Here is a 12782-nt window from a genome sequence, read left to right on the forward strand (position 1 = left end):
CGGGCGGCAGCCTGCGCGAGTGGTGCCGGAGTTCAGAACAGAGTCGGCTCCGGCTCGTTGTGCGCGTCGACCGCCGTGGTGGGGTCCGACGTTAGCAGCGTCCTGTTCGCGGTCAGCGACAACCGGACGGCGAGTCCCGAATGATCCGTCAGCCGCGTGCCGTCCGGCGAGAGTTCCCTGGTCTCGTGCACGTAGTCGCAGGCCATGAGCCGCTGGACGACCGCAGGTGAGCCGTGAGCGTGGTCGTAGCGATAGCCGAGTTCCGGACGGCGTGCCCAGCTGTGTTCGACCAGTTCGGGGTGCAGGTGCCGGAACAGGTCGGCGAGGTCGTGCAGCTTGGTCAAGCCGGTGTAGAAGTCGTACTCGAACTGGGCGAACTGGCCGCGGTGGGCGGGCTGATGGCCGGGTTCGAGCACGTTCAGGTCGCCGAGTACGACCAGCGACTCGTCGGAAGCCGTCCGTTTCAGGGCTTCGCCGAACCGGACGAGCCACGTCTTCTTCCGGTCGGTTTTCTCCAAGGTGGCGTCGCGGGACGGCACGTACACACCCACGACGCGGAGCGGTCCTTCGTCGGTGTCGACAATGACGCCAGCAGCGCGTGCGGGCAGGTAGTCCAAGGCTGCGCCGAGGGGGTCCAGCGTGGTGGCGAGCTTGCTGACGATCATCACGCCGAGCTCGCCGTGAGCGTGTTCAGGGAACGTCACCGAGTACCCGGCCGCGGTGAAGGCCTCTGCCAAGAACACGCTGCCCGCGGTGGCCTTGGTCTCGGTCAGTACCAGGACGTCCTCGGGGCGGGCAGCCAGCCAGTGCAGCTGCCGGCGCGCGCGGTCGATCGACGGGGCGCCGACGTTGACGGTGAGCAGGCTCAGCGGCATACCGGGATCTTCTCCTCGAGTACTCGGTGGATCAGGGACACGATCCTGGCAGCGATCGTGGCCGCGTCGTCGGTGGTGCAGTCCAGCGTCTCCACCGGCCAGCCCTTGGCCTTCAGGTCCACGACAGCGTGGACGTAGAGCCCGGATTCCATGTCGCTGTTGTCCTCGGCGCGTTCGAAGCGGCTGTGCCCGCCGCGTGAGCGGAGGCGGTGGTCGATCACGGTGGGGTCGCCGTTGAGGATGACAGAGAGGTCTGGCCGGTAGACGCCGTGGTTGAGCTGCCACACCGTCTCGGCGGACAGTCCGTCGAGCCCTTGCAGGACGAGCGAGGAGGCGACGTAGCGGTCGCAGATGACCACCTTCCCGTCGCAGAGTGCGGGTTTGATCTCGGCGTCGAGCTGGTGGTGCCGGTCCGCCGCGCACAGGCAGGCCAGGGCCATGCCTTTGTAGGTGTCGGTGCCGTGCCGCGCGAGCTCGCCCAGCGGTGCTCGGGACGGTTGAGCTGTCGCGAGCACCGGCACGCCCGCTGCGATCAACGTGTCGGCGACCAGTTTCGCCGCGGTGGACTTGCCGACGCCTCCGGGGCCGTCCAGCGTGATCAGCGTTCCTGGCAGGCGTCGCGGTTCGTCGAAGAAGTCGGTCATACCGGCATCAGCGGCAGCAGCCGACGTTCTCCCGCAACCTGATCAGCGGTCGTGACCGGGCACTGCTCGGCATCGACATCGCCGATCCGGCCGCCGGACGCGATCACGGCGGCCGGGCAGCCCTTGCCGCATCCGGCGTTCATCGAGCACGACGCGCACGTGCTGTTGGTGCCAGCCTGGTAGCGGTCGTGGAACCGGTAGTCGTCCAGGCGTTGCGCGATGTCCGTGTCGGTGAAGATGTTGCCGACGATGAACTCGGTGTCGGCGTGCTGGGATGCGGGAGTGCGTGCGGCGAACACCAAGTACGGGCACACGGTGACCTCGCCTGGCGTGAACACGTAGATGATCGTCCCCGCTTCGCAGCCCGACAGCGGCTTTCCCGCGGTGTTCGGGAAACGGATGTGCGCGATGTCGAGGTCAGGGCCGTTGAACGGCTCTGTCAGCTCATGGATTTCCTGCATGTGCAGGGTGGTCTTCGCGAGTCGACCCTGCGACTTGACCCCGCGGCCCATGCTGCCCAGCGGGTTGAGCAGCACGTAGCGTGCCCCGTTCGCGCGGGCGAACTCGCACAGCTCGACGTACTCCTCGTTCTGTGCCAACGAGTTCGGTGTGCACAGCAACCCCTGCAGAATCCCAGCCGCGCCGAGCTTCTTCACCGTGGAAACGGTGACGTCGAAGCTGGCCTGGTCGCCGCGGAACTTGCCGTGCGAGTCTGCGGCGAATCCGTCGAGCGAGACATTGCAGTGCACTTCGAGACTGGCGAGTTCGGCGATCTGCTGATCGCTCAGGGTGGTGGCGTTCGTGCAGATCCCGACGTCCATGCCGGCCGCGCGGAACGCGTGCACGATGGCCATGAAGTCGGGGTGGATGGTGGGCTCACCACCTGTGAGGGTGATCCGCCGAACCCGTGCCTCGCTCAGCTGCGGGATCACCTTGCCGACCACGTCGGCAAGAGGCATCTGCCTGCCGACGCGGGTCGCGGACACGAAGCAGTGGGCGCAGCGCAGGTTGCAGTCCTCGTTGATCTGCACGAGAGCTTTGCGATACGGACTGTCCACTGTGGTACGGAAGTAGCAGGAGCTGGCGAGCGCCTCTTCGGCGATGCTGCGAGCACTGGTCATCGTGAACCTCCCCGTCCGCGGCAGGCGGTTTGCCGATGCCGCCGATGATCGAGTGCCGGATTGAGCACCCCCAATTAGATGTTCGGAAGTACAGTAGCGCGACTTTAGATGTTCGAGTGGACATCTTTTGGACAGTGCGAGTACAACTGCGATCAGCGACAACCCAACTGTCCACGCGAACAACTCGCATGTCAGGGTGCGTCCGCGACAGGCCGGAACAAGGAGGCGACCGTGCCCGACATCGAAGACCACGTCGACGCAGAGGAACTGCTGGCAACCCTGCTCGGCTGCCCGCCGGAGATGCTCGACGTCAGCCTCGATCAGCTCCGCACCCTCGCCGTCGTCCACACCACGGGCACCGCGCAACGTGCCGCGCGCGTCCTGGGCCGCGAGCAGTCCAGCGTGCAGAAGCAGCTCGACAACCTCAATCGCGCCGCAACCCGCCTCGTTGGCGAAGCGCTGGTGCTGAAACAGGGCCGCGGCAAGGACTTCCTGTTCACCCCATCCGGTGAGGAGATCGTCGCGCTGGCGATCCAGACCTTGGCCTCGTGGACTGACAGCCTGCACCGCAGTCGGCGAAGGCTCGGATCGACCGTTACCTTCGGCACCACGGAGTTCACCGTGGAGTTCCTCGGCGCCGTGTGGCCTTCATTGCGGGAGGACTTCGAACGCCGCGACATCCACCTCAACATCGAGCACGTACGGACACGCGATCTGTGGCGCAAACTCGATGCCAAGAAGGTGGACATGGTGTGCGGCAGCTTCGCGGCCCAACCAGGCCGGCCGCCCGAACTCGAGTACGACTTCCTGGAGTGGCACCGCGAACGCGTCGCACTACTCACCAACCTCACCACCCGCGAACTGCCCGATACCCCGGTGACCTCAGCCAAGCTGCCCACCCTGCCGTTGCTCGCACCGACAGCCGGCCTGCTCGCTCAGTTCCTCGGCCGCTGGTACGGCCCCGACTACCGCGGCACGCTCGACGTAATCGCCGACATCGATTCCCTCAACTACGGCCTCAACCTGCTCAACTCCGAGCTGATGCACGGATGCATGCTCACCACCGAACGAGTCGCCGACGCCGTCCTCGAAGGACGCCTGCCCGGTCGCGGCCTACGCAAGATCGACCTCGCCGACGACTACGAGCCGGCACTGGAGATCGTCACCGGCATCTTCGCCCGCAAAGCTGAGCGGGACCGCTACGCAGCCGACCATCCCCTCAATCTGCTGTGGGATGCGTTCGCCGCAGCGAGCCCGGCTCGATCGGTTCCTGCCACTCTGCCGGGTTAAGCGCAGCCCGCCACACGCGTCCAACCGAACATATGTGCGAAGCCAGTGATAGGTTCTCACCTCATGGATCGGCAGCTTCTCGAACCGTCCCAAATGGACGGCAACCTCACGTACAAGTACGACTCGACTGGCCGGCGGGTCGCACTCTTGCCGGCGCGGTGCAAGCTCGGTCGGCACACTCTCGGCCACTCCGAGTTCCGTGCGGTCGTGCATGACGGTGTGGCCCGCATCAGCTGCCTGGCTTGCGCCACCGACGGCGCCGATCACTTCTGGCACCTGGCCGCCACGGCGCCCGCTCCTGACCGAGCCGAACTGTCCGACGAGCGGTACTTCGAGCTCGCCCTACGCCGATCACAGGCAGCGCTGACTTCAACGGACGGCCAACGTGCTTAGCAGCCCGTTCACGATCTGGGAGGGTGACAGCGTCCATGGCCGAAGAGCTGTGCTCACCGGAGTCGGTGTCCGGCTGGACCGGCTGTTCGCCCGCGTGCCCGGCGCTGCGAGGCACGTCATCCCCACCGGCCTTGATCTGACCGGTGAAGTCCAAGGCCGGCTTCACGGGCGCTTTCCCAGCGTTGAGGGTGACTGGCTCGGTGTCGTCAACTACGAGATCAGCTATGCCGACGGCCGCCGCGAGAAGCTGTACTTGGTCGACCAGCTCGTGCCGTTTCACGTGCTACGCAAGCGCGAGTAAGCGACGAAAGCACCGCGCACGACCTCGCGCAGCTTGATGTTCTGGGTCTGCAAGCGCTCAACCAGCATCGGGAACGCCTCGTCGGCGCGGACCCAGCGGCCCTGGTCAGCAGCAGGAGCCAGCCGTTGACGTCAGCACGCGCCGCAGCAGCCAGACCGTTCTCGCCGTCACGGCGGGCACTCGCCACCGACAGGGTGAGGGCCTGCGGCACCGGCTTCGTGGCCGTCGCCGCAGGCGCTCCGGGCAGCGGCGTGATCTTGGCCGCCCGGATGGCGACACACGACACACCACCGGCCAACAAACCGGCGGCCAGAACTGCTGTGCGAAGCCCACGACACGCTCTCCGGCGCCCTCAACCCGTCCACCTGCGGGCGTATCGTCCGCTCTGGACGAACGATGTATTGGTGGTGGTCATTGACCTCACGACCGGGCCGCGGCGCACAACGTCGCCAGAATCCCCTGGCTCCGTACTTGGGCTCATCCACGATTTCCGCCAGTGGGCACACTTCCAACGGCGTGCGGCAGGTCGTGCGACCACACGAGGCCGAACTCCGTGCGATTCAGCAGGGCACCCTTCACCAGGCTGAAGCTGCCGAGCGACGGCTCCCACTGCTGCTGGAAGAGATCCGAGCCACCGCGGCAGCCGCGGACCCTCTCCTTACCTACAGCAGCTTGACCGTTCTGACCAGCATGCGCCGAGCTCTACCTGGTCCTGCCAACTTCGGCAGCGACGCCGTCCTCGAGTTCTACGGAGGATTGGTCACCGGCATGCCGGTCGACGATGTCCTGTCCCGACTCGGGGCCGATTATCACCCGCAGGTCCTGTACGACTTGGACCGGCTTCTCCGTGAGTACGCGATCGCCGAGAACCGAGTACACGAGGCCAAAGCCCTTCGCGTCGGTCCCCGCGATTCGCTCACCAGCGCCAGGAACCTCCTCGAATTCGAGCAACGCTTCGACCGCATGCTCGGCTACCCGGAACAACTACGCCCCATCTTCAAGGCGATCGTGGAACCACTCGCCGACAAGTCCCGGACGTCGCTCGGCTTCGCGCTCGGCGATGCTCTCACCGTCGCAGATGTCTACTTCGACGTGCAGTGCGAACGTCTCCGCCGGGTGCAGCAAGAATTTCAGGTGGTCCTGGATCAAATCCCTCCGCGGGCGGACCACGCCACCGTGGTCCAGTACGCGGCTGCGCATGCCGCCGGGATGGCGACGTTCGGTGCGGCTCCTCTGGAGGACGACCTCGCTTCTCTGCTGGCACAACGGACTTCGATCCCGCGAGATCAGCTGGAAGCCCTACTCGGCTCCCTCAGCACGGCCCTGGGCAGCCAACCCGAACTGGACAGCCTCCACGCCGCCAACACGTTGCGGCGCCGCCCGATCGTCACAGTGCCCGGCGGCCGTCACCTGTGGGCTGTCCCCGGCGACTTCATCCACTGCGCACTGGACTGGGCCGCCGAAGCGTGCCAACAAGGCCCTCAGCTGCTCGAAGCGTTCGACAAGCGCCGGCAGGACACCTGCGAGGAACTAACCTGCGAGGTTCTGTCGCAGGTCTTCGGGGCCGACAACGTCCACGCCTCCGTCACCTACCCCTGGGACGGACAACGTCCCGACATCGACGTCCTCGTAGCGCTCCCCGGCGCCACCGTCATCGTCGAGGCCAAGGGCGGCCGGCTGACCGATCCGGCGAGGCGAGGCGCCCCCGATCGAATCCGGAAGAAGGCAGCCGAGCTCGTCGACAAAGCGCTCGATCAGAACGCCCGGACGATCGAGTACCTCCGCTCTGGAGCGTCGAACTTCCAGCAGAACAGGAAGAAGTGGCACGGCACCATCAACAGGACCCACATCGTCTCGGTCATCGTCACCCTGGAGCGCGTGGATCCGTTCGCGTCGGTGCTCCCCGACAGCGGCAAACGCGCAGGCGTGCCCGACGAGGGAACCTGGTTCGTCAACCTCGCCGACGTGCTCATGATCGCGGACATCCTCAGGCATCCCGCTGAGTTCCACGCCTACGCCGCCACCCGTGCCCGGATCAACAAGGCGGGCGGGCCACGCATCTTCGTGGAAGCCGACGCGCTGGGAGCGTGGTGTGAACACCGGATCGCGCCCACGACTCCCAGGCCCGGCGAGCTGATCTTGCTCGACACCACGTCCAGCCTCATGAATGACTACTACGCGTACTCCGCCAACAACCGGCCTGAACGTCCAACCGCGGGTGTTCCCGGAGAAGTCCTCAGAGCGCTGGACGAGATCCAGCTCGCGGATCCCGATTCGTGGCACGACCTCGCATCCGCCGCCTTGGCCGTACCGCCTTCCCGCTGGCGTCCCGTGGAGAAGGCGATCAACCAGATGTCCGGGCACCGGGTGTCACGGCGGGGACGCAAACTCTCGCGACGAGCCTCGTCTGGTCTCGCCGTATCCGACCGACTGATCGTCACCGTGCAAGCCGACGATCTCGACCCGCCCGCTCCCCGCGTCCACCTGGCTCTCGATCAAGGGTGACCCCAGTCCGCACCGGTCGTTACGCCTGACAGCCACACCCCGACGCGGTCTTCGCTTCGGCCACGGTGACGCCTGGGTCAACGGCCTGTTCCTCGGTCGTGCAGCAAGCGCTGACGCCACAGCACGAGCCCACTTCTTGGGCCGAGGCCGTCGCGGGGACCGGCTCGCTGTCGAGCGGCTTCACGGCGCGCACGATCGCGGAGTACATGCCGTCCGCGGCCTCGAACGTTGGCGTGATCTCGATGTCGGTGAATCCGGCAGCCTGCAGATCACGAACCTGGGCGGGGACGTCCTGGACGCCTGTCCGCACCATCCTCACGTGCATCGCTGCTATAACGCCGTGTAACACGCGAGTGCCTCGCCACGGTTAACGGCGGGACGGCCGGATCATGTGATCGGCGGGCGACGCGGCGGGGAGGTTCGGGATGGGTGAGCAGATCGACTTGTTCGAGGCGTCGGCTTCGGCGGTCGGCTATCTCTATCAGCTCCGCAAGGCGCTCTACTTCTGCGTCGAACAGACAGGAGCCGGTCCCGACTGGTCCGTGGCCATCGAAGCCGGCGACGACATCGAGGTCCACGAGGACGCGGGACCGGGCCTCTACCAGCTCAAGCACCGCGCCGCAGGGACCAAGATGACTGACAAGGCCACTGACCTGTGGAAGAGCCTGCGGATCTGGGCCACCGGTTGGGCCGAGTCTGCGGCCAGCCAGGATCGCCCCACCTTTTTCCTGCTCACGACCGCCGAGGCCGTCGCGGAGGGAGCCGCTTACCACCTCCGGCCTCCGGGCCCTGGCAGCCCCCGTGACGAAGCGAAGGCGCTCGGGCTGCTAGATGAAGCCCGTCGCACCTCCAGGAACGAGACCAACAAGTCCGCGTACGAGGCGTGGGACAAGCTGACGGCAGACCAGCGTCGATCCCTGCTCGAGCGGGTTCGCGTGCTCGACGCGGCGCCTGACATCGACGAGACGACCGAGCGCCTCCAGCGCCTGCTGGGCCTCGCCGTGGGCCACGAACACGCGAAGGTCTTTCTGGAGCGCCTGGACGGGTGGTTCTTCCGCAGGGTCGTCGCCCAGTTGCGCGACCCCGCGTCGGGGCCGGTGACCGGCTTGGAGTTCGACGTGGTGTTCAGTGACCGCCGCAAAGGCTTCGGCCCGGACAGCCTGCCCATCGACGACGACCTGCCTGAGACAGGCGGCGCGGACCCTGACGGCGGAGAACAGGTCTACGTCCGGCAACTGCGCCTCGTGAATGTCGGCGACAGCAGGATCCAGCAGGCGGTCAGCGACTACCTGCGGGCGTTCACCCAGCGGTCGAGGTGGCTCAACGACAACCTGCTCCGGCCGGGTGAGCTGGGCAAGTACGAGAAGCGCCTCGTCGAGGAGTGGTCAAGCCGTTTCGAGGAGATGCGCGAGGAGTTGGGGCAAGAGGCCGCGGAGGAGGCTAAGGTCCGCGAGGCCCGCGCCATCTACCGGTGGGTTGATCACCATGCCCGGTTCCCCATCCGGCCGGGATGCGACGAGCCGTTCGTCACCAAGGGCTCATACCAGATCCTCGCTGACGAGCAGCGGGTCGGCTGGCACCCCGAGTTCCAGGAGCGCCTCATGGCGCTGCTCGGGTCGGTGTCGAGCAAATGAGCAGCCCTGTCGAGTGGAGCAGGGAAGAGCGGGCGCTGTATAACCCGGCCTTCACCGCCCTGGTCTGCGCCCGCGTCGTTCAAGGCCACCTGGACGCGCACGAACGCCCCGGTCCGCTACCCCTCGTGGTCGCCTCCGCTGTCATGGCGTTGCAACCTGCGGTCCGGGACCTGCTACCGAACGCCAACGCCAACATGGCCCAGTGGGCGGAAAACAACGGGACCATCAAAGTTCACATGTCCGCCAACGCCCCCGGACTTCTCACCGTGGTGCGACCCGGACTGCTGTTCGCACTGCAAACCCAGGTCCTCGTTCTGGATGGGGCCGCACTTACCTTGCGCGACAAGGCCATTCCGAAGGGGATCCGGAACCGGTCAACCGAAGCCGCCGCGGTCCAGAAGGCCGCCCACATGCTCGGCCGGTGGCTGCCCACCGGCGGACCCACCGCCACCGTCCTCACCCTGCTTGGAGTACGACCGTGACCTGGCAGCTCAAGTCCCTGACCCTGTACGGCAAGCAGCCCGGTCAGGTGCGCAGCCTAGAGTTCAACCTCGGCGAACTCAACATCGTCACTGGCGACTCCCTCACGGGCAAGACCTCCATCTGGGATGTCACCAACTACTGCATGGCCAGCAGCGGCGACAACTACCCCATCAGCGCGGGCAAGCTGCGTGAGTACGTCGACGTTTTCGCGGTGCAGATCGTACGCAGCGACCGCCAGCTGTTCGTGGCCCGCCCTGCAGCGCGCGGAACCACCCCAGCCCCCCAGCTCTGCCTGGTCTTCCAGCAGCCAGGGGATCTCCCGCTGGCTGCAGAGCAGATGCAGTTCACTTTCACCATCGAGGCCGCGCGCCGGCTGCTCGCCGAGTTCACGGGCATCGACCTCTCAATCCGCATGCCAACCACCCGGGGCAACACCATGGCCCCGTCCATCCGCCATGCCCTGTACTTCTGCATTCAAGCCCAAAACGTGGTGGCGAATCCCGACCACCTGTTCCACTCGCAGGGGGAGGATCACGGCCCCAGGACGATCCGCGACATCTTCCCCTACTTCATCGGGGCTGTGGATCCCGAACAGGCCTTGCAGCGTGCACAGTTGCAGCGGATGAAGTCCGAACTGCGGAACCATGAGCGAGATCTCAACCAACAGGAATCCGCAGCGCCCGCGTCCGGACAGGCCCGTGCCCTGGTAAGGGAAGCGGTCGAGACCTCGCTGCTCGACCCTCTGAACACCGACGAGCTCACGCTGGACGACGCGCTCGCGCTGCTCGGCGCCGCCGCCTCGGCACCCTTGCCTGGTCTGCCCGAGATCCCCGAGGACGAAGACGATCCCCTGGCCGCCCTCTCGCAGGAGCGGGATCGACTGCGCATCGCCTTCCAGCAGACGCGCGCCCGGCTCGCTGAACTCAGAAGCGCACTCCGCGACCGCAGCGAGTTCCTGACGCAAGCACTCGACCACCGCGAACGCTTGACTTCTTTGTCACTGCTCAAAGTCAGCCCTGACACCTCTCTGGAAGCATGCCCGGTCTGCAACAGCGAAGTGACCGCCCCGAGCGCCGTCGCGATCGCACTGCGGACAGACCTGGAGGAGCTCAACGCCAACGTCGTCCACGTCAGCGACGACACCCCGCAGATCCAGGCCCTCATCGACGAGCAAGAAGAACTGCTCCGCGAGCACCGCCGCGCACTCAGCGCCAACCACGACGAACGCGACGCACTCGAGGCAGGCATGCGCGAGGCCGCACGGTACCGCGACACCACGCTACGCGCCGCCGCCGTCTGCGGACGCATCAGCCTGTTCCTGGAGAACGCCGCACGTTACACAGTCGCCCCCCGCATCCGCGACCAGCGCGAAGAGATGCGCGCGGCCATCGAGGAACTGGAGGAGGCCCTCGGCCACGACGTGCAGGCCGACCGGGTCAATAGCAGCCTGTCACTGATCAACCAGAAGATCACCGCAAAGGCCCGCGCACTCGTCCTCGAGCACTCGGACGCCCCCATCCGGTTCGACCTGCGCCGCCTCACCGTCGTGGCCGACACCGACGACGGACCAGTCCCACTCAAGGAGATCGGCGGCGGGCAAAACTGGCTGGGCTACCACCTGGCCGCGTTCTTGAGCCTGCACGAGTGGTTCATCGACCATAATCGGCCAGTGCCGCAGCTGCTCGTTCTCGACCAGCCTTCCCAGGTCTACTTCCCCGCGGACTACAAAGGAACAGACCTACAGCCAGCCGCAGAGTCCGACCGGACAGCTCTACTGCGCGCGTACCAAGCCATCGCCAACACCATCACCACCGCGGACGGCAAGCTCCAGGTCATCGCCATGGAACACGCAGACCTGGAGCAACCGGTCTTCGCATCTGCAGTGATCCGGCGGTGGCGTGACGGTCAAGGCGCCCTGGTCCCGGCGGAGTGGATCACCGCAGGCTGACGCCAGGCCAGCCGGCCGCGGTGAGATCACCGGTCGAAGTCCTGCCTGGTAGAGACTCGGCGGATCGCCAGGGGTTGACGGGCGCACCGGTGCCGCCAGCTCGACGAACACAGGACCGAACCGCAGGTCGCTGTGTGTCTCAGCTGCCGCCGCCGCGCTCCTCCCAGTCAGTTCGATGAAGGGGTTGCGAATGGTCAGCTGGCCGATGCGGTCATCGGGGCTGGAGGCCGCATAGAGGGCTTCGTTGTCTTCGACTTCGTCAAGCGCTACCGGAGGCGACCGCCGAGATGGCGCAGTGGATCTCCGAGGGCCGCATCGTTTGAAGGGGCACGTGGTTATGAGCGCCATCTGCGCAACACCATGGACTACGCCTGCTTGCCAGCTGTGGTCGGCGGCATCTACTTCGCCTGCGGGATCAACAGGAACACCTGGATTCCCATCGACACCAACTACGACGGCGTGGCCGATGGTCACCTACCAAGCCCCTGCGTGACCGACTGACAAACACCAGCTCTGGACCCGGCACCAGGCGAGGCCGGGCCCAGACGAGCGACAGCTCACCACCACTCCGGCCTGCCGCCAGCGCTGGCGGCAGGCCGGGTAGCGCAGCCTCAAGCCGGTAGACCCCAGATCCGCAAGAGCCAGGATGCGGCACAGCACCAAGCCGAACGTCATCGAACAGCGGGCTACCGCCCTTCGCTGTAGAGCCGCCGCCGCAACTCGCGCGGACGGGCCAGCACATCGAGAAGGTAGAGGTAGCCCAGCAAGTCCAAGTCATCAGGCAGGTGGCCGGTGTGATGAGCCAGCAGCGCATTGGTCCGGTCGACGCGCGCTGACTTGTTCGTACCATGGCCATGCGTCGCATTGCGCAGAAGCGTCAGGTACTCCGCCGCAGCCTTCTCCGGCGCAAGCCGATCTATGCGGCCGCCGCTTCCTGCTAGTTCAACGTTCGCAGTACCCAGCTGCCGGCGGAGATAGAAGCCGTCTTGCACGCCTTCGAGAGCCTTCACGGCTCGCTCGGCAGCAGGAAGCAAGATCTCGGCAGCTTCTGTTGGGATGGTTTCCTTCAAGTGCTCCAATGTCTTGCGCGCGAAGCTGAGGTTGAAGAGCTTGCCCAGGTCTCCTCCCTTCAGCCGCGTCAGCGTGTCAAGCACCGTGAACAACAAGACCCGCCGCGCGTTGAGGTCGCGGTGCGATACCTGGAGCGAGGCGACGCGGCGAAACAGTTGCTCAGCGGTCAGCACAGCCTGCATCTGCCTAGGTGCGCTGTGGATACCTGCGGCGTCGGAGAAAACGGCCGGGTCGCTGACGACGCTGAACATCTCATCGAGCTGCGCCACCCACCAGTTGAGTGCGTCGGTAGCCGCATGCGGACCGGGCTTCGGAGTTCGCACCGTCATCAACGGCGCCTTGACAGGAAGGAGCTGCAGCAGCTCAGCCGCATCACCTTGGGTCCCCGACGCGGGCTGTCCCAAGCTGTAGGCGATCACTCCTATTTCGCGGTGCGTGGCGAGGCTCCAGATGGCCGGTGAGGTTCACCCCAGGCAGTGGACACCGAGTTACCAGGACCAGCGGTCCTGGTGAAAGG

General features: G+C 66.1%; 11 protein-coding genes. 6 read left to right on the forward strand and 5 right to left on the reverse strand.

Annotated elements, in window-relative coordinates; genetic code table 11:
- Positions 1-32 precede the first annotated feature (32 nt).
- Genes ACFOWZ_RS41730 through ACFOWZ_RS41740 form a run of 3 tightly spaced genes read right to left on the reverse strand, consistent with a single transcriptional unit; the run spans position 33 to position 2802 of the window.
- Positions 33-875: an endonuclease/exonuclease/phosphatase family protein gene (locus ACFOWZ_RS41730; RefSeq protein ID WP_382379523.1), complete on the reverse strand. Its 843-nt coding sequence runs from the start codon at positions 873-875 to the stop codon at positions 33-35.
- A complete protein-coding gene (tmk, locus tag ACFOWZ_RS41735) occupies positions 866-1519 on the reverse strand; it encodes a dTMP kinase (RefSeq protein WP_382379524.1) in 654 nt (217 codons plus the stop codon). The genes ACFOWZ_RS41730 and tmk overlap by 10 nt, the downstream gene beginning before the upstream one ends.
- Complete coding sequence (locus ACFOWZ_RS41740; RefSeq protein ID WP_382379525.1) at positions 1516-2802, reverse strand: radical SAM protein; 1287 nt, start codon at positions 2800-2802, stop codon at positions 1516-1518. The genes tmk and ACFOWZ_RS41740 overlap by 4 nt, the downstream gene beginning before the upstream one ends.
- A 69-nt stretch (positions 2803-2871) precedes the next feature.
- Here ACFOWZ_RS41740 and ACFOWZ_RS41745 point away from each other — a divergent pair, with 69 nt between their 5' ends.
- The 3 genes from ACFOWZ_RS41745 (at position 2872) to ACFOWZ_RS41755 (ending at position 7129) form a co-directional block, all read left to right on the forward strand.
- A complete protein-coding gene (locus tag ACFOWZ_RS41745) occupies positions 2872-3930 on the forward strand; it encodes a LysR family transcriptional regulator (protein WP_382379526.1) in 1059 nt (352 codons plus the stop codon).
- A 442-nt stretch (positions 3931-4372) separates the two neighbouring features.
- Positions 4373-4624, forward strand: coding sequence for a hypothetical protein (locus tag ACFOWZ_RS41750; RefSeq protein WP_382379527.1), 252 nt, complete (start codon positions 4373-4375; stop codon positions 4622-4624).
- Positions 4625-5296: 672 nt separating this feature from the next.
- Complete coding sequence (locus tag ACFOWZ_RS41755; protein ID WP_382379528.1) at positions 5297-7129, forward strand: hypothetical protein; 1833 nt, start codon at positions 5297-5299, stop codon at positions 7127-7129.
- A 19-nt stretch (positions 7130-7148) separates the two neighbouring features.
- Here ACFOWZ_RS41755 and ACFOWZ_RS41760 read toward each other — a convergent pair whose 3' ends face one another.
- Entirely contained in the window at positions 7149-7454 is a 306-nt protein-coding gene (locus ACFOWZ_RS41760) for a hypothetical protein (protein WP_382379529.1), read from the reverse strand.
- Positions 7455-7554: 100 nt separating this feature from the next.
- Between ACFOWZ_RS41760 and ACFOWZ_RS41765 the strand changes: the two genes are divergently transcribed.
- From ACFOWZ_RS41765 to ACFOWZ_RS41775, 3 genes are read left to right on the forward strand one after another with little or no spacing between them, the layout of a single operon-like run.
- Positions 7555-8763 (forward strand): ABC-three component system protein, encoded by a 1209-nt coding sequence (locus ACFOWZ_RS41765; protein ID WP_382379530.1) that lies wholly within the window; start codon positions 7555-7557, stop codon positions 8761-8763.
- Complete coding sequence (locus tag ACFOWZ_RS41770; RefSeq protein ID WP_382379531.1) at positions 8760-9245, forward strand: three component ABC system middle component; 486 nt, start codon at positions 8760-8762, stop codon at positions 9243-9245. Before ACFOWZ_RS41765 ends, ACFOWZ_RS41770 begins: the two co-directional genes overlap by 4 nt.
- On the forward strand, positions 9242-11194 hold the full coding sequence (locus ACFOWZ_RS41775) for a DUF3732 domain-containing protein (protein ID WP_382379532.1): 1953 nt from the start codon (positions 9242-9244) through the stop codon (positions 11192-11194). The genes ACFOWZ_RS41770 and ACFOWZ_RS41775 overlap by 4 nt, the downstream gene beginning before the upstream one ends.
- A gap of 686 nt (positions 11195-11880) precedes the next feature.
- Here ACFOWZ_RS41775 and ACFOWZ_RS41780 read toward each other — a convergent pair.
- On the reverse strand, positions 11881-12684 hold the full coding sequence (locus tag ACFOWZ_RS41780) for a hypothetical protein (RefSeq protein ID WP_382379533.1): 804 nt from the start codon (positions 12682-12684) through the stop codon (positions 11881-11883).
- Positions 12685-12782 lie beyond the last annotated feature (98 nt).

The organism is Lentzea rhizosphaerae (genome assembly GCF_042649515.1).
GTDB lineage: Bacteria > Actinomycetota > Actinomycetes > Mycobacteriales > Pseudonocardiaceae > Lentzea > Lentzea aerocolonigenes.

What these genes read in the sequence shown, in the direction of transcription:
- ACFOWZ_RS41730 (WP_382379523.1), bottom strand. Translation starts at nt 875, where the DNA reads ATGCCGCTGAGCCTGCTCACCGTCAACGTCGGCGCCCCGTCGATCGAC.
- tmk (WP_382379524.1), bottom strand. Translation starts at nt 1,519, where the DNA reads ATGACCGACTTCTTCGACGAACCGCGACGCCTGCCAGGAACGCTGATC.
- ACFOWZ_RS41760 (WP_382379529.1), bottom strand. Translation starts at nt 7,454, where the DNA reads ATGCACGTGAGGATGGTGCGGACAGGCGTCCAGGACGTCCCCGCCCAG.
- ACFOWZ_RS41765 (WP_382379530.1), top strand. Translation starts at nt 7,555, where the DNA reads ATGGGTGAGCAGATCGACTTGTTCGAGGCGTCGGCTTCGGCGGTCGGC.
- ACFOWZ_RS41770 (WP_382379531.1), top strand. Translation starts at nt 8,760, where the DNA reads ATGAGCAGCCCTGTCGAGTGGAGCAGGGAAGAGCGGGCGCTGTATAAC.